The sequence below is a fragment of the Candidatus Nitrosopumilus sp. genome, from assembly GCF_029882185.1.
Classification (GTDB): Archaea; Thermoproteota; Nitrososphaeria; order Nitrososphaerales; family Nitrosopumilaceae; genus Nitrosopumilus.
On the sequence record NZ_JAOULD010000003.1, the window covers coordinates 1 to 16,580 of the forward strand.

The 16,580-nt window shown below is 32.6% G+C and carries 24 protein-coding genes; 13 read left to right on the forward strand and 11 right to left on the reverse strand.

Annotated elements, in window-relative coordinates:
• The coding region (locus OEW78_RS01425; RefSeq protein ID WP_300323054.1) for a hypothetical protein at positions 1-450 on the forward strand (450 nt) is incomplete at its 5' end.
• 96 nt (positions 451-546) lie between these two features.
• A complete protein-coding gene (locus OEW78_RS01430) occupies positions 547-1,014 on the forward strand; it encodes a transcriptional regulator (protein ID WP_300323056.1) in 468 nt (155 codons plus the stop codon).
• Between the two features lie 55 nt (positions 1,015-1,069).
• On the opposite strand, the gene OEW78_RS01435 is transcribed toward OEW78_RS01430, so the two are convergent.
• On the reverse strand, positions 1,070-1,717 hold the full coding sequence (locus OEW78_RS01435) for a Snf7 family protein (protein ID WP_300323058.1): 648 nt from the start codon (positions 1,715-1,717) through the stop codon (positions 1,070-1,072).
• Positions 1,718-1,856: 139 nt separating this feature from the next.
• Here OEW78_RS01435 and OEW78_RS01440 point away from each other — a divergent pair, with 139 nt between their 5' ends.
• The 4 genes from OEW78_RS01440 to OEW78_RS01455 all read left to right on the forward strand — a co-directional run bounded on the left by OEW78_RS01440 (position 1,857) and on the right by OEW78_RS01455 (position 4,367).
• Positions 1,857-2,288 (forward strand): hypothetical protein, encoded by a 432-nt coding sequence (locus OEW78_RS01440; protein WP_300323060.1) that lies wholly within the window; start codon positions 1,857-1,859, stop codon positions 2,286-2,288.
• Between the two features lie 262 nt (positions 2,289-2,550).
• Positions 2,551-3,294: an SDR family oxidoreductase gene (locus OEW78_RS01445; RefSeq protein WP_300323062.1), complete on the forward strand. Its 744-nt coding sequence runs from the start codon at positions 2,551-2,553 to the stop codon at positions 3,292-3,294.
• A 40-nt stretch (positions 3,295-3,334) separates the two neighbouring features.
• Positions 3,335-3,541: a hypothetical protein gene (locus OEW78_RS01450; RefSeq protein ID WP_300323065.1), complete on the forward strand. Its 207-nt coding sequence runs from the start codon at positions 3,335-3,337 to the stop codon at positions 3,539-3,541.
• A 10-nt stretch (positions 3,542-3,551) separates the two neighbouring features.
• A complete protein-coding gene (locus OEW78_RS01455) occupies positions 3,552-4,367 on the forward strand; it encodes a 3'(2'),5'-bisphosphate nucleotidase CysQ (RefSeq protein WP_300323067.1) in 816 nt (271 codons plus the stop codon).
• Here OEW78_RS01455 and cysC read toward each other — a convergent pair.
• Both cysC and OEW78_RS01465 read right to left on the reverse strand, forming a co-directional pair.
• Positions 4,359-4,874, reverse strand: a complete 516-nt coding sequence (cysC, locus tag OEW78_RS01460; RefSeq protein ID WP_300323069.1) for an adenylyl-sulfate kinase — start codon at positions 4,872-4,874, stop codon at positions 4,359-4,361. The genes OEW78_RS01455 and cysC overlap by 9 nt on opposite strands.
• Positions 4,875-4,911: 37 nt before the next feature.
• Complete coding sequence (locus OEW78_RS01465) at positions 4,912-5,454, reverse strand: hemerythrin domain-containing protein (RefSeq protein ID WP_300323071.1); 543 nt, start codon at positions 5,452-5,454, stop codon at positions 4,912-4,914.
• 100 nt (positions 5,455-5,554) lie between these two features.
• Between OEW78_RS01465 and OEW78_RS01470 the strand changes: the two genes are divergently transcribed.
• A complete protein-coding gene (locus tag OEW78_RS01470; protein ID WP_300323073.1) occupies positions 5,555-6,937 on the forward strand; it encodes a cation:proton antiporter in 1,383 nt (460 codons plus the stop codon).
• Between the two features lies 1 nt (position 6,938).
• Here the strand turns inward: OEW78_RS01470 and OEW78_RS01475 are convergent, their stop codons facing one another.
• Complete coding sequence (locus tag OEW78_RS01475) at positions 6,939-7,844, reverse strand: TFIIB-type zinc ribbon-containing protein (RefSeq protein WP_300323075.1); 906 nt, start codon at positions 7,842-7,844, stop codon at positions 6,939-6,941.
• 96 nt (positions 7,845-7,940) lie between these two features.
• Positions 7,941-8,240, reverse strand: coding sequence for a hypothetical protein (locus OEW78_RS01480; RefSeq protein ID WP_300323077.1), 300 nt, complete (start codon positions 8,238-8,240; stop codon positions 7,941-7,943).
• 111 nt (positions 8,241-8,351) lie between these two features.
• Between OEW78_RS01480 and OEW78_RS01485 the strand changes: the two genes are divergently transcribed.
• Together OEW78_RS01485 and OEW78_RS01490 are read left to right on the forward strand one after the other, a co-directional pair.
• Positions 8,352-8,561, forward strand: a complete 210-nt coding sequence (locus OEW78_RS01485; protein ID WP_300323079.1) for a hypothetical protein — start codon at positions 8,352-8,354, stop codon at positions 8,559-8,561.
• Positions 8,562-8,615: 54 nt separating this feature from the next.
• Positions 8,616-8,888, forward strand: a complete 273-nt coding sequence (locus tag OEW78_RS01490; RefSeq protein WP_300323081.1) for a hypothetical protein — start codon at positions 8,616-8,618, stop codon at positions 8,886-8,888.
• A gap of 6 nt (positions 8,889-8,894) precedes the next feature.
• Here OEW78_RS01490 and OEW78_RS01495 read toward each other — a convergent pair whose 3' ends face one another.
• Together OEW78_RS01495 and OEW78_RS01500 are read right to left on the reverse strand one after the other, a co-directional pair.
• Positions 8,895-9,125, reverse strand: a complete 231-nt coding sequence (locus tag OEW78_RS01495) for a hypothetical protein (protein ID WP_014966096.1) — start codon at positions 9,123-9,125, stop codon at positions 8,895-8,897.
• 6 nt (positions 9,126-9,131) lie between these two features.
• Positions 9,132-9,512 (reverse strand): CrcB family protein, encoded by a 381-nt coding sequence (locus OEW78_RS01500; protein ID WP_300323086.1) that lies wholly within the window; start codon positions 9,510-9,512, stop codon positions 9,132-9,134.
• Positions 9,513-9,646: 134 nt separating this feature from the next.
• Between OEW78_RS01500 and OEW78_RS01505 the strand changes: the two genes are divergently transcribed.
• Both OEW78_RS01505 and OEW78_RS01510 read left to right on the forward strand, forming a co-directional pair.
• The gene (locus tag OEW78_RS01505; RefSeq protein WP_300323088.1) at positions 9,647-9,838 is read left to right on the forward strand and encodes a DUF1059 domain-containing protein; all 192 of its coding nucleotides are present in this window, start codon (positions 9,647-9,649) and stop codon (positions 9,836-9,838) included.
• A 176-nt stretch (positions 9,839-10,014) separates the two neighbouring features.
• Positions 10,015-10,935, forward strand: a complete 921-nt coding sequence (locus tag OEW78_RS01510) for a transcription initiation factor TFIIIB (protein ID WP_300323090.1) — start codon at positions 10,015-10,017, stop codon at positions 10,933-10,935.
• A 15-nt stretch (positions 10,936-10,950) separates the two neighbouring features.
• Here OEW78_RS01510 and OEW78_RS01515 read toward each other — a convergent pair whose 3' ends face one another.
• The 4 genes from OEW78_RS01515 to hsp20 form a co-directional block, all read right to left on the reverse strand.
• A complete protein-coding gene (locus OEW78_RS01515; RefSeq protein WP_300323092.1) occupies positions 10,951-11,388 on the reverse strand; it encodes a hypothetical protein in 438 nt (145 codons plus the stop codon).
• 74 nt (positions 11,389-11,462) lie between these two features.
• The gene (locus OEW78_RS01520) at positions 11,463-11,681 is read right to left on the reverse strand and encodes a hypothetical protein (protein WP_014966091.1); all 219 of its coding nucleotides are present in this window, start codon (positions 11,679-11,681) and stop codon (positions 11,463-11,465) included.
• Between the two features lie 34 nt (positions 11,682-11,715).
• Positions 11,716-13,851, reverse strand: coding sequence for a CDC48 family AAA ATPase (locus tag OEW78_RS01525; protein WP_300323094.1), 2,136 nt, complete (start codon positions 13,849-13,851; stop codon positions 11,716-11,718).
• Between the two features lie 27 nt (positions 13,852-13,878).
• Entirely contained in the window at positions 13,879-14,379 is a 501-nt protein-coding gene (hsp20, locus tag OEW78_RS01530; RefSeq protein ID WP_300323096.1) for an archaeal heat shock protein Hsp20, read from the reverse strand.
• A gap of 119 nt (positions 14,380-14,498) precedes the next feature.
• Between hsp20 and OEW78_RS01535 the strand changes: the two genes are divergently transcribed.
• A complete protein-coding gene (locus tag OEW78_RS01535; protein WP_300323098.1) occupies positions 14,499-15,149 on the forward strand; it encodes an ACT domain-containing protein in 651 nt (216 codons plus the stop codon).
• 69 nt (positions 15,150-15,218) lie between these two features.
• Entirely contained in the window at positions 15,219-16,577 is a 1,359-nt protein-coding gene (locus tag OEW78_RS01540; protein WP_300323284.1) for an NAD(P)/FAD-dependent oxidoreductase, read from the forward strand.
• The last annotated feature ends 3 nt before the right edge of the window (positions 16,578-16,580 follow it).

Here is a 16,580-nt window from a genome sequence, read left to right on the forward strand (position 1 = left end):
AGAGAATATGGAGCAATTATTACTGAAAAAATGGTTGATGGGAAGCTAATAGTCAGTCATCATGCGATATCTGATGAACTATCAAAAGAGGACTATGAGAAAAAATTGTCATTTAAGGGCCAGACATCATGGGCATATGTCAATTATAGTGCATATAATTCGGGGATTGTTATCTTTAATGGGAAAATAACTAAAATTGGAGATGGTCTATTGAATATTTCAACTGACAAAAATATCTTTGAAGATCTAAGTTTCAAAGTGATATTTTCTGAAAAAAATGCTGAAATAGATCAAGAAAATGCATTTGTACTTTTTTTAATGAATTCAGTAATGAAATATCCTGAGATAACTCATGATATCAAAATACTACATACAGGAGAAATGGTCATAAATTCAGAAAAATCAAATGGAATCAACCAAGAATTTAGAAATTCAGTATCAGTAAAATAATCACCATTTTTCTTTAATTGAATAAAAATCATTCACAAGGTCAGCTTTGAGATGCAATGTAACTTTTTATTCCCATTTTGAAAAGTAAATCATAAAATGTTTGATAAATTCAAAAATGATGAGGGTGGAGAAATGGTAGAAGAAAGAAATGAGGGAGTTGATTCTGAAGAATCTAGTTCCATAACTCATTCATCTAGTCAAATTGGAATTGGAGAATTAATGGGAAAGCGGGCAAAATTAGAAGAAGCCATAGATTATGTTGGTTTAATGATAAAGAATCTCAAAGATAAGAGAACTTTACTTGAAAAAGATATTGAAGAGGAGTCAGTCGATATTAAAAATCTAAAAGAAAAGCTTCAGAAAGTTAGTGAATATATTGATGATGAAAATAGAGGAATAGAAGAACTAGTCAATAAAAGAAAACAAGTAGAAAACGAAGCTGATGAAGTAGGCTCAATAATCAATAACCTAAGAGAAAAATTATCTAGTGTTGATAGAGTTATTGATGATGAGGGTAGTAGAGTTAAGAAAATTAAAGAATCAAGGGATTCTCTAGAAAGTTAGATCTAAAAAATCAGATAATTCTTACAAATAAAAATAATTTTTCAAAATATTGTGTTTAATAAAACTTTGAGGTTGTTGCAACTGATGAATTTGTATCAGAAGGAACTGATGGGAACATTTGTCCTGTAGAACTTTCTGCAACAGCAGCAGCCTCTTTAAGAATACTTTCAGATTCAGCGCTAGTAGTTGCATCATTTCCAAATGCTGTATCTCCAGAGAAACTATCTGTCATAAAGCCTCCAAGCATCTCAGCCATTTGACCAATTTCTTGTTCTGCTCCTGGCATGATTTTTCCAAGGGATGATTTGAGATTTTTCATCAATCCCATTGTAGGCATTATTGCTACTACAGTATCTCCAAGATCACTACATGTAGTTAATCTTAATTCGATTTGTTCTAAGGCTATTCTAGCACCACTCAGAATCTTTGTAACTTTTCTCACTTCTGCTAATTCATTTCCAAGAACTTTGGTAGTTTGAGTGTCATGCTTTTGTGTTGCTTCTACAATTCGTTGAAATAATTTTGCATCACGGGCTTGTAGATTTGTCAACATAGAATCTAATTTTTTAATTTGTAATTGTAATTTTTTAATTCCTTCTTGAACTCTTGGTTTCAAGGCACCTTTAGGCTTGATTGTATCATTGAGTTTTTCAGTAATACTAGGTTTAGGCTGACTGGACCATTTATCAGACAGATTAGGCATGAGTTTAATTTTATAATATGTACTTAATTTCCTGTGTAAAGAATGGTTAACAGGACATTAAAAATTACTAACCAATATAGGAGACGATAGGCTTTCGAGATAGATTTTTCTAATTTGAGATAAGGAAATGCATGTAATAATGAATAAAAAATTGATGATAATTCCACTAGTTTTGATAATCATATTTGGGATAGCTGGTTTTTCAACAGATTCATCTGATAATGAAAATAATACTATTTTTCATGTAACATTTGCAGATCCTAATCTTTACAAAAATGGAGAGTACAATAATTCATTAATTCTTGAGAAAGGAGAATATTTTTTTAGATTTGTTCCAAATGGAAGTAGTCCTAAAATTTTGTCAATATCACTAAACGGAAATACATTTGATTTTTCTGAAGATTTCAAACTTGTAGGCACGTTACACAAGACTACAATTTCTGAATATTTTACTTGGGATTATGATGGAGAAAAAGAATTTTCAATTTCTGAAATGCAAGAAATCGTAATTTCTATTAATCCAAATGGAGAAACTATGGGCTCAATATCAGTAGATATTTTAGAAAATTAAAAGGCGTACACCCCTTTGTTACAGAACATTGAGAGATTTCCTCTCTTCGTCAACCGTTAACGGCTGATCACCTTTTTCGTTCTGCGGGGCTACGCAGTTTTAGTCGATAGTGATTATATCTTTCGACATTGTTTACTATAAGAACTTCAAGTATTTAAAATTTAATATTAAAATTTATATAAAATTATCATTTTTAATGTAATTTTTAAAATCTATCATAGACTAATGGATCTATAAATTACGAATTTGGCTTTGGACATTATTGAAATTATCAGGTAAGATCGCACTAGTAACTGGTGGAAGTCGTGGTATAGGATTAGCTACTGCAAAAATATTGTCAGAACATGGAGCAACTGTAATAATTACTGCAAAAAACAAAGAAAGATTAGAAAAAGCAGTGTTAGAAATTCCCAATACAATAGGTATTGCAGCTGACATTAGAAAAACAAATGATGTAAAAAATGTCATGAACAAAATTATTGAAAAATTTGGTAAATTAGATATTCTTGTAAATAATGCTGGAATATTTCCAGAGATAAAAAAATTACATGAAATTGATGAAGACGAGTGGAATAAAGTATTAGATGTAAATCTCACAGGGCAGTTTAGATATACAAAAGAGGCAATTCCTCATTTACAGAAAACATCTGGTTCAATAATCAACATTTCATCAGATGCAGGAATCAAGGCATATCAAGGATTTAATGCAGATGCATATTCTGCATCAAAAGCTGCTTTGATATTATTAACAAAATGTTGGGCATTAGAATATTCTAAAGACAAAATTCGAGTCAATTGTATTTGTCCTGGAGTTGTAGATACGGATATGACTAAACCATTTTTGAAAACTGAGAAAGATAAAGAATTTATGAATAATGAACACCCTATTGGAAGAATTGGACAACCAGACGAAATAGGAAAAGCAGTGTTGTATTTTGTCTCAGATGATGCATCTTGGACTACGGGAGCGGTTCTCACTGTAGATGGAGGGGAATCAATTAAATGAATTCACATGAATTTAATACAACTCTAGAGATTGAAAGATTATGAAAGATCGAAAAGCCAAGGCAAAATTGATTATTCTTTTAGGAATTATTTGGATAATTATCACTTTACCATTACCATGGGTAGTCAACAATCCCGATGTCTCGACTGCACAATTCAATACAATAATTGCGATTATAGGAGTAATGTCAATCCCATTCATTGTTTTAGGAGTTGCCTGGACACTAAAGCCAGAACTCACAACTTAGGTAATTTCTATTGAAAGACATTCCAATTCCTGATAAGATTCCTGAATTAGATATTGCTATCAAGGCAGCAAATGAAGCTGGGAAAGCTATTTTAGAAATTTATCAAGGAGATTATGAAACATCTACAAAAAATGATGATTCTCCTATTACAGATGCTGATCTTAAGAGTAATGAAGTCATAAAGAAAATTCTTTCACAGTCAAAGCACCAAATTTTATCTGAAGAGGATAAAGATGATCTAAGTAGATTATCAAAGGAAATAATTTGGATTGTAGATCCTCTTGATGGAACTTCAGATTTCATTGATAAGACAGGAGAATTTACAGTAATGATTTCATTAATTAAAAACAAAAAACCAATTCTTGGTGTAATTGGGTGGCCTACAGAAAAAACATTGTTTGTGGCACAAAAAGGTAATGGTGCATTTAGATTTTCAAATGAAGAGTGGAAAAAAATATCAGTTACAAAAGTTTCAGAAATCTCAAAATGTAGAGCTGTTGGATCAAGACATCATTTATCAGATAAAGAAAAAGCATTCATTAAAAAATTAGGTATTGAGGATTTTACAAGTATTGGCAGCTCATTAAAAGTTGGAAAGATTAGTTCGGGTGAAGCAGAAGCATACATTACAACTACAAACAAAATGAAAGAGTGGGATTCGGCTGCATCATATTGTATAATTTTAGAAGCGGGGGGCAAGATGACTGACATGTCAGGAAATGATCTCATATACAACAACAAAGATGTGCATCACCAAAATGGAATTCTAGTGACTAATGGATTAGTTCATAATAAAATAGTTGAAGAATTTAAAAAATTAGAGTAAGTTTCTTCCCTTAAGGAAGTCCTTTACTTTGTTTGCACTATCTGAAAGCGAATCATGTTCTGTATCTATTACTAAATCAGCTTTTTCTGGAGCCTCATACGGATCATCAATTCCTGTAAATCCTTTGATCTCTCCTTTTCTTGCCTTAGCATACATACCTTTGACATCTCTTTCTTCACATTTTTTAAGTGAACATTTTACATAACATTCTGCAAATTGATCACCTGCATCGATAATCTCTCTGGCATTTTCTCTGTTCTCAAGATATGGAGATACTAGAGAAACTGCACTTGGAACACCATGTTTTAGTAAAAGCTTTGCCAAATGAGCTACTTTTTTGTTATGTTCATCACGTCCAGCTTTTGAAAAGTCTTTTGGAGAAAACCATTCTCTTAGTTCATCTCCATCAAGCATTGCCAAATTTGGAATATCTTTCTGCAAATCTTTTACGATTGTAGTCTTTCCTGAACAAGGAAGACCAGTCATCCAAAGAACGAAAGGTTTCATGATCAAAAATATCGGAATAACCCATAAAGAGCTTACGTTAATTTTTTGCCCAAGGTTGGTTTTCTAAATAATCAATTTCAGCGATCATTTCATCTACTTTTTTCACTATTGCAAACACTGATCTGTATTGCTCATACATCTCAATTTCTTCTTCTTTAGATAATACGTCTGCTTCAGCTTCATCAAAAAATTTGTTTTCCTTGTTGAGATGGTCATTTAGGAATATACCATAAGTTCTCAAATATCTTGATACTGGTTCTTGTGCATCTTCTCCATCTTTCCACCTTTTAAGATGATTTGATATTTGACGTGCAATGTTTCTTCCAAATTCATGTTCAATCATAAATTTTCGAATTTCTTCTTTCAATGAATCATAGCTTGCTACACAAGGAAAATACGAATCCTCTTCTCGTGAATGATGAATAGTGTCAACGAATTCTGAAATTATTATAGTAATTTTGGTTAGATCCGAAAATGGAATTTTAGTACCTTTGTATAGTTCGTCAGCACATTTGGCAACTAATTTTTCTAAACGACGAACTTGGATATGATCTGCACGTAGTTGATTTGTAGCACTCATAATGTTCTAATCAGTAATATGTTATTTAAAAATCAGTAAATAGCCTATAATAGTGAATTAACCGAGTTTAACTTTAATCCAGAAATATTTACAATTATTCATGAATTTTATAGTTTTATCAATCTTGAATTTGTTTCAAGGTCAAATTGACAATATTCAGTTATCCAATTTTGATATTTCTATGATTTTTGACAAATTTACAGAATTGCAAGATTCCATAGGAGCATTATCAGCTCATGATGGACCCATTGCTGAAGCTCATATTATTTTACTTGCAGCAGGAGTGGTTATTTTCCTAGGAGTAGCTGGTGAAGCATTTTTCAAAAAAACTGGCATTCCAGATGTTGCTTTTTTAATGATTTTAGGTGTAGTTATTGGACCAGTACTTGGATTAATTCAGCCTGAAGCAGTAATCCAAGTTGTTCCATATTTTGCAGCACTTGCATTAATTATAATCATGTTTGATGGTGGGTTAAATCTAGATATCAAACATGTCATAAAAACTGCTCATTTTTCAGTTACACTAGCAGTACTTGGTTTTATTTTATCAGTTGTAATGATTACTCTTGCTGCTCATTTTGCTTTAGGATGGTTATGGTTAGAAAGTATTCTTTTAGGATCAATTGTTGGTGGTAGTAGCTCTGCAATAGTTTTTGGTCTAGTCAGAAATGTAAAAATTTCAGAAGAGACTAAATCTATGTTAAGTTTTGAATCTGCGTTAACTGATATTTTAGCTACAATCATTGCATTCATTTTATTTGAGGCTGTATTAGCAGGTCATTTTGATATTCAAACATTACAAGAAACTATTGGAAGAGCTGTTGTTGTAGGTTTAGTTCTTGGATTTGGAGTGGGTATTCCATGGATGTATGTTTCAACAAAACTTGGAAATGCTCAACACGGCTATATGCTTACATTAGGTGTTTTGTTTGTTTTATTTTTCTTAGCAAATTCATTTGGAGAATCTGGTGCATTAACTGCATTGGTTTTTGGTTTGATGGTTGGAAACAAAAGCCATCTAGCAAAGGTACTCAGATTCAAATTACCAAGAATTGAATTAGATGATCCTACACATAATCAATTGACATTTTTGGTAAGATCCTTTTTCTTTGTATTTGTAGGTTTGATGGCAAGTTTTGGCCAAATCGAGTATTTGGTTTTTGGAGTCTTCATGACAATTGTTGTATACTTTGGAAGAGTGTTTGTTGGAAAGATTACATTGACAAAAAGATTTTCACATTTGGATAGGGCTGTAACAAACTCAATGATTCCACGAGGTTTGGCTGCTGCTGTACTTGCAACATATCCTATAACTATGGGATTACCAAACGCAGAAGCGTATCCACAACTTGTGTTCTTTATTATTTTATCATCAGTAGTTATTACAACAATAGGATTAGGAAAATCAAAGAAGATCCCCCCTCCAGAATCGGTTGAGGGTGGATTTGTAAAAAAAGAATTTGATAATTCTAAAAAAGAATAGATTATAGTTCTAGAGATTCTTTGAGACCTTTGTACCTATTTCGAATTGTAACTTCTGTAACATTTGCAGCCTCTGCAATGTCACGCTGAGTCTTGTCTTCACCATTTTTCACACAAGATAGGTACAGTGCTGCAGCTGCCAATCCCATTGGATCTTTTCCTGCAGATACTTCGTTTTCTTGTGCCATTTTCAACACTTTGGTAGCATATCTTTTTGTTTTCTCAGCAATTCCAATCCTGCTTGCAATTCTTGCAACACATTGAATTGAATCAGTTACAGGCATTTTCAAATCTAATTCTTTGATCAATAATCTGTAACATCTTGCAATATCTTTTCTTTTGATGTTAGCTGCTTGCTCTACGTCTTTTAGATTTCTTGGAGTTGATGTATCACGACATGCAGCATATAGTGCTGCAGCCATTAATGCTGAAATAGAACGACCTCTAACTAGTCCTTTTTCTAGTGCTTTTCTGTAAATGTAAGCTGCTTTCTCAATTACAGAGTCAGAAATTGCAAGTTTGTCTTTTAATCTGTTTAATTCACTGAATGCTTGTCTGAAATTTCTATCAACTGGCTCATGTACTTGGCTTCTACTATCCCAAGTTCGTAGTCTCTCAATGGTACTTTTCATAGATGCTGAAAGTGGTCTACCAGATGCATCCTTGTTGACAGGGTTGATAATTGTTGCAAGACCCATATCGTGCATTGTTAATGATGTTGGTGCCCCAGCTCTTGCTTTGTTGCCACCCTCATCTTGGGTAAAGGATCTCCATTCAGGGCCTGCTTCTTGTAGTTTTTCAGTAATTACAAATCCACATTTAGAGCAGAACATTTCTCCTGACTCATTATCAGTAACAAGCTTTCCCTGAGCACATCTAGGACACAGTTCTTTTGTTTTGCTTACCATGAACGATTCTGGAGTTGTATGTTGTTTGGTATTTATGAATCAACAGGTTTTTTACAAATTAGCCATAAAAATAACTAAAAATTGTAGATTAGAAAGTTATGATTCGAGTTTTTCTTTAATTGATTGGATGTATTTTTGATTATATACATTGAACATCTGAATTTTATCTTGAGCCAATGCCATGGCACCAGGTCTGCTGTTGATGTGGGTTTCAGCAATTTTTTGTTCATCTAAAAGTTTTTCAAGATTAATTTTTGGTTGTGACGATAATTCTGTAAGTAGTGTTGAGAGTTCTTTTTCAAAATTATCTCTGGTTTCAGGTATTGCCGGCGGATCTGCACCTATAATTTCTTTGGTTGTAATGTTTCCAAATACTTTTTTGTCTAATTCAATCAATAATGAAAAGTAGAATCAGTTCTATAAATTTAATTTCATTTTAAAAGAAATTTGAAAAAGTGAGTGCAGTGCAATCAAACTTTTTATCTTTGGATAATTTTATTTTATTTTATGACATATTGTATAGGCGAATGCAAAAAATACAAGGCAATAAAACCATCAGAAATAGGCAGATATGCTGCTGGACAAAAAAGATGTAATTATTGTGAGATTTTTGTTGAATATGAGGGAATTGTTTGTCCATGTTGTAATAGACAGTTAAGATGTCTGCCAAGAAGCAGAAAAGGTAAAGAAAAGTACATGACTCAAATCGTTAGATAAATTCATGCCTAAGAATTAAAGTTCTGTTTATAAGAAGTCAATACAAGGATAGTTATGGCAATACCTGCAGATGTTCAAGAATTTGTAGAGAAGCATATCAAATTAATGATTTCTCAGACTGAGACATATTTGCCATTTATCAAAGTTGCATTTCCTTATTCAAATAATATTGCAGATGGAGTATACAATCTGATCATTGGAAGTGCATTATCTGTATTTGTTAATCAATTTGCTATGAAGATGAAATATCCAACAGCTGATGATTTTACAGATTTTGGAAAAATTGCCTTAAAGTATAGAGATCAAGTTGATCAGTTTTTCAAATAATCTATCTTAAGCTAATTCGCCTAGAAAATGAATAGTATGATTTGTAACAACAACGGTTCTGTCTTTTGGTACATGGTATAGTTTTTTGGAGCCGTTTGCAGATTGAACAATAAGTTTAGCAAAAGGATCCTTAAGTGATTTGTAAAGAATGCCTTTATCACCTACTGACTGAGACCAATGATTTCCTTGTACAAAAGAAATTGTTTGGAACTTTACAACTTGATATGAATAGACCATTTCTAATTAATTATTAATAATTGCACTCATTAATGACTTTCCTCCAATTAGTGCTGCAATAGATAATCCTACGTTAGCAATTAGGTTGATTGCAAATGCTCCATAATGGCTTTGTTCAAGAAAAGTATTGGATTCAAGTGCAAGACCAGACATTGTAGTAAGTGAACCACAGAATCCTATAGCAGCAAAAAGAGAATATTTTCCATCAAGATGCCAGTGTTGAGACATTACAATAAATGCTCCCAGAATAAATGCCCCTAACACATTGACTACTAGAACATTAACAGGTAATGTATTGAAAAGCAAGGGCGATTCAATGACTTTGAATCTCAGATATGCCCCTAACAGAGATCCCACTGCAAGAAAAACAAATTCTAGACCTTTCATCTATACATTATAGAAATCAAATGACATTATTAGTGCTATTTGAATGAAATTTAGGTTCATTTTGTTCCTGTTATTGTTTAATTTAGAAAAATAAGTCTACAGTTTTTATAGGTTCAATATTTTTCCCAGACTGAATGACATTAAAATTGAGATGTGATGACTATGGTTTTGAATGTGAATTTATCCTAGATGGAGAAAAAACCGTAGGACTAATCGAAGAATTAAGAAATCATTTTGAAGAAGAACATGGAATTGATTATACCATAGAGGCAGTAACTCAAATGATCCAAAACCGTGGCCATTCTTTAGAATCAATCAGAAAATAGATTTTTCAAAAAGTTATTTTCATTTTTAACATTTATTATAATGTGTGTTGTATAGGGATTAAGAATCAAGTTTTAACAAAAATTTAAGGAATTTTTAGTATGTAGAGAATAGTTTTGAATCTAAAATTACCTGAATCATATTATTTTTATTTTATAATCACTTATAGAAAATAATAGTGGTAGAAAATTATTCAAACGATTATGATGTAAAGTGTCAACTAGATACTTGCAAAACCTACCCTGCAATAACAGATTCTGAAAGAGGAGAAATTGTTTGTGGGGGTTGCGGTCTTATCTTATTGCAAAATATGGCTGACGCATCATATGAAAACAACGGTTACACCTCGGAAGACTTTATGAAAATGTCAAGAACAGGTCCTGCATCATCACTAACAATGAATGATAGAGGATTATCAACTGTTATTGGCACGAATAAAGATTCTACTGGAAAAGCATTATCTAGCAAAACAAAATATGAGTTTAACAGACTACGAACTTGGGATCAAAGAAGTAAATCTAGAAAGACTGCCAGTTTGAGCAAGGCATTCACTTTACTTCACGGAATGAAAACAAAGTTAGCAATATCAGATAACGTAGTTGAAAATGCTGCATATATTTACAGAAAAGTGGTTGGTGTAAAACTGACCAGAGGAAGAACAATGGCCTCATTGATTTCAGCCTCACTTTACGCAGCATGTAGAGAGAACAATATTCCAAGAACATTAGACGATATTGCAAATGCTGGTAATGTAGAAAGAAGAATACTTTCTCGAGATCTGAGAACCATAATCAAAAAGCTTGGAATGAATCTTAACCAATATGATACCACCTCATTCATCTCAAAAATTTCAAACAACATGAATCTAAAAGAGAAAACAAAACGAGATGCGTTTGAAATCCTTAGAAGATGTGAAAAAGAGGGAATCACTGCTGGAAAACACCCTGTAGCACAGGCTGCAGCATCATTATACATTTCATGTATAATGAATGGAGAAAAAATTAGTCAAAAGAAATTTTCAGTAGAATCTGGAGTAAGTGATGTCACAATCAGAAACAGAACTGTATTGATTAGGAAAACATTAAAGCTTGTTGAGTAGATAACCCAAAAAATCCTACAATTTTATTGTAGGAGAAAATATTTTTTCAAAGATTGTTTCTTTTAGTTGATTTACTAAATCCATAATTATTCGAACTTGCTCTAATGTAATTTCTCTGAGTTTTTGAACTGAATCATTAAGTTCTGAAATTTCTTCTTGTAATCTTAATTTGTCATTTTTAAGAGAAGATATTTGATTATGTAGATCAGTATTTTGTTGTTTTAATTTGTTATTTTCTTCAGTTAATCGTTTTACTTTTTCTGAATCAATTTCTCCTGGAAAAGGATCTGGTGCAGGCGGAGGTTCTGGTATTCTTATTGGTTCTGGAGGTGGACTAGGTTCTGGTATTTGTGGTGGTTCTGGTTCTTGTTCTGTTTCAAATGCTAATGTAATTTGAAAAAAACTGACAGATGCAAGTAAGGTAATGATACCAAAAAGTAGGATAGATTTCATTTTAAAACCTCACAAAAATATTAGAGCAGTTTTGTATATGAATATAATTACTAATTTCTAAGAATGAAAAAGGATTATTTGTAGAAATCAGGTTCTTGATCTCTTTTTTGTTTTGGAAGATCTTCCATAACTGCTTGAACAACTTCATTGTGATTGTATGTTAGATGTCTGAGAAACTTTGCTGATTCATCAGCTCTAGTTTTGTCATCAGCAAATAACATCTCAGGACTGCTCAATTCAGTCATCATTGTATTGCATTCTTTGCATGGTTCAAAGTCAAGATAGAGTTTCATGATTTTTCCACATTTTCTTAGTATTTAGACTATTTTATGGATTAGGTATTGGTGCCTCTTTCTTTCGAGGCTTTACCTTATCCACAGCGTCAATAAGATCTTGTTGAGTAATCTTGATCTCCTTGACATTCTTTGATTTACCAGCAACATATCTTTTCAAAGCTGCAATAGCTGCTCTGTTTGTAACTGCTTCAATCTCAGCACCGCTAAAGTCATGAGTCAATTTCACAATTTCTGGGATTTTTACATCAGTTGCAAGAGGCTTTTTCTTTGTATGAATCTCAAAGATATGTTGTCTTCCTTTTTCATCAGGATTTGGAACTTTTATGATTCTATCAAATCTGCCTGGTCTGAGAAGTGCTTCATCTACAATGTCTAATCGGTTTGTTGCGCCAATAATCAACACGTTGTGTAGTTCTTCTAATCCATCAATTTCTGTTAGGATCTGAGATACTACATTTTCTGTAACATGTGAATCAGAGCCACCACTTCCTCTTCTTGGAACAAGTGCATCAACTTCATCTAGGAATATGATACATGGAGCTGCTTGTCGTGCCTTTCTGAATATTTCTCTGACTCCTTTTTCAGACTCTCCAACCCATTTTGAAAGTAGTTCAGGACCCTTGATGCTAATAAAATTAGACTCTGTCATTTTTGCAAGAGCTTTTGCTATCAATGTTTTGCCGGTTCCTGGAGGACCATGAAGTAGAATTCCTTTTGGTGCTTCCACATCAACATAATCATAGGCATCCTTGTATTTGATTGGCCATTCAACTGCTTCTTTGAGTTCTTCTTTTAATTCATCTAAACCACCAACATCATCCCAGCTTACATTAGGAATTTGGACTTGTACTTCTCTAAGTGCACTTGGTCTGACTTCTTTTAATGCATCTCTAAAGTCATCGCTGGTGATTTGGATCTTTTGAAGAATTTCTGTTGAAATCTTTTCTTCATCAAGATCAATTTCAGGAAGAATTCTACGAAGAGATCTCATTGCAGCTTCTTTAGATAATACTTCTAAATCAGCTCCTACAAATCCATGTGTAGTTTTTGAGATTTGTTTCAGATCTACTTTTTCATCAATGGGCATACCACGTGTATGAATTGAAAGAATATCGAATCTACCTTCATCATCAGGAATTCCAATTTCAATTTCCCTATCAAATCTACCTGGTCTTCTTAGTGCAGGATCGATTGAATCTGGTCTGTTAGTAGCTGCAATAACTACAACTTTACCTCTAGATTTCATTCCGTCCATTAGAGTAAGTAATTGTGAAACAATTCTTTTCTCTAGCTCACCAGAAACTTCGTCTCGTTTTGGAGCAATAGAATCAATCTCATCGATGAAAATTATGCTAGGAGCATTTTCTTCAGCCTGAGTAAAGATTTCTCTGATTCTTTCTTCACTTTCTCCATAATGCTTTCCCATTATTTCAGGACCGCTTAAGGAGATAAAGTGAGCATTTGTTTCTCCAGCTACTGCCTTTGCCAGTAGTGTTTTACCAGTACCTGGAGGACCATACAAAAGAACACCCTTTGGTGCTTCCACGCCTATTTTATCAAATAATTCTGGATGTCTCATTGGTAGTTCTACCATTTCGCGAATTTTTTGAACTTCATTTTTTAAACCTCCAAGTTCATCATATGTAATTCTTGGAACAGAAGAATCAACAGCTTTGGTCATTGCTCCAAGTTTGAATACAGTATTTTCTGTAACTAAAACTGGCTTTGACGGTTTTGTACTTGTTACAATAAACTGAACTCTTCCGCCCATCTGTGTGTTAAGAGATATTGAATCTCCTGTTGTAAATACATGATTAAGATAGTTGTAAATCATATATTCTTGCAATCCTTCTGCAGAAATCTTTTCAGTTGGAGACAAAACAATTTGTTCAGCATTTACAGCTTCTACTGATTTTAGTGAAATTTTATCACCAATTCCAGCTCCAATGTTTTGCCTTGTCATTCCGTCTATTTTGATAATACCTGAACCATATTCTTCAGGTGCACCTGGCCAAAGTTTTACATGTGTTTTTTTATTATATGTTAATTCTAGTATTTGTCCAGTATTCCATTTTTGATCCTCAATAGTTTTTGGATCAACTATAGCTCTTCCTCGTCCAACATGTTGTTGTGGACTCTCCTCAATTTTTAAAACTATTTCACTCATATTATTACCTCAAAAATAAAGAGGGGTTTATTCAACCTCCACTGTTTTACCTTTTGGTTTTTCCTCTTCAATTAACTTGAAGGTAATTTGCAAAACCCCGTTTTTGTAAGAAGCTTTTGCTGAGTCTTCATCAACTTTGTGTTGTACAGGAACTTTTACATGATATTTCTTGTCACCGTGTTGTGCTGAAAGATCAACTGTCTTGTTTTCAACAACAATTTTGACATCAGACTTTTCAACTCCTGGCATCTCAGCTATGAGTTTTACTACTTTTTCTTTTTCGTCGACAATTGTGTCAACTATTGGTTCTCGTGTATCAGAAGTTGGTAAAAGTCCTGGTTTGACATTTCCATACTCCTTTACAACAGGTTTTCCATCAGGACCAACGGTCATTGTATAACCATAATAATATGGACCAGATTCAGAACCATTTCCCTTGAATTCCTCAAAAATGTCATCTATATCAAAAAAAGAGCTTGACATTCTTTTGAAAATTCTATCAAATTCACTATCAAAGAACATTGTCATATTCACCTATGTTATGTAATATGTATGACATTATATAAAGATTATTGATATTAATTTGATTTCTTACATAATCCTATTATAACTGACATATTATAATAATTTTGATGAGGACTGCAAATATGTCCATACCAGAAATTGTAAGAGAAATCATCACCAGAAATCGTTCGATTTATGATTGTATGAAGATGGATTTGATTAACTATACAGCTCTGGCAGTAAAAATCCAACCAGAGATTGAAAAAATTCTGGGAAATTCTGTGAATCTCAATACTGTAGTTGTTGCAATCAAAAGATATGCTGATTCATTTGAGATTAAAGACGAAGTAAGAGAAGAATCAGTTTTGAAAAATGCAAGATTGGCTTTGACTGATGGTATAATGGATATCAAATTTTCAGTAAAGGATTCAAACGAAATAGATCCTATGATAATTTTAGACAAATTCTCCAAGGTAACGAATAACTATGATTTTTTCAGACTATCTGATTCGTTTAGATTTCTAACAGAGGATATGGATGATATTAGACAGATTTTCAGTAATGTATCAAAAAATAATGAAATGTTTAGTACGGGTCTTGCAAAAATTAGAATTTCAATTCCCAATTCCCAAAATCAATCAGACGTAGTATCTTATGTTGCTGAAGTTTTACATACAAATGGGGTAGAACTAGTTAATGCATTTTTCAGTCAGGATAGCATTACAATCATTCTAAACGAAAGGGATTCATCCAGAGCCTATGATATTTTACATTCAGATATTATGAGAACCTGAGGCTAATAAGGGACATATTGAAAATTGTTCTTATAGCATATATTCACCCAATTTGTGAAGAAAACACAATTGGCAAGAAATAAAAAAAAAATTGTAATTTTAGGGGGAGGATTTGCAGGTGTGGAATGTGCAAGACAATTAGAATCAGAGTTTGGAACTGATTCAGAAATAGAACTAGTTATGGTAAGTGAAGATAATTTTCTATTATTTACACCAATGTTACCACAAGTTGCTTCTGGAATGATTGAAACCAGACATATTGTTTTACCAATCAGAACTATTTGTAAAAAAACAAAATTCTATGAAGGCAGAGTCAAAAATATTGATCCTTATGGAAAATTAGTAACATTATGGGGAACTGGAGATAAAAGAAGTATTTCAATACATTATGATTTTCTAGTGGTTGCACTTGGCAGTGAGACGAATTTTTTTGGGATGGCTGATGTTGAAAAAAATGCTTACACTATGAAGACGCTCAATGATGCTGTAATGTTAAGAAATAGAGTAATTGATATGCTTGAACAGGCAGAAAATGAAACTAATCCAATACTAAGAAAAAGTTTTTTGAATTTTGTTGTTGTTGGTGGAGGATTTGCAGGAATTGAGACTGCAGGAGAATTAATGGATCTTCTTTTAGATGCAAGAAAACATTATCCAACAATTCACAAAGAAGATCTCAAAGTAATTGTATTAGAAGCTCTGGGAATGATTTTGCCTGGATTTAATACGAAATTGGCAGACTTTGCAAAAGACAAGATGGTAGAAAGAGGAATCGATATCAGATTAAAAACTGCGGTAACAAGTTTTGATGGAAATGAAGTCACTATCAAACCATTAGATGAACATCCAAAAGATTCAGTAGATACTTCTAAAATTGATTCAATAGTGACAAAGACTTTGATTTGGACTGCAGGTGTTACACCAGTTAATACAATTAAGAGATCTATGTTCAAAACTGATAAAGGAAAAGTTATTGTAAATGATTATTTGGAAGTTTCAGATTTTCCAGGAGTATTTGCTATTGGTGATTGTGCATTACATTTAGATCCTGAAACACAAAGACCATTACCTCCAACTGCTCAAATTGCAGAAGCTCAAGCAAAAATTGCAGCTAAAAATTTGATTGCAATAATTAAAAATTCTAAAAAAGAAAAATTTGTTTATCATTCAAAAGGACAAATGGCAATTATTGGAAAAAGATCAGGAATTGCTACATTTTTGGGAATGAATATTTCAGGATTTTGGGCTTGGCTAATTTGGCGAAATGTATACCTCTCAAAAATCACAACATTTGATAAAAAAACTCGTGTGTTTCTTGATTGGACAATAGATTTGTTCTTTGATAGAGATATTTCTAGACTAAAATTAATGAAACGTGAAACCGAGAAAGAATACAAACTACTTGATGAAGTAGATGATGTTTGGTAAAAA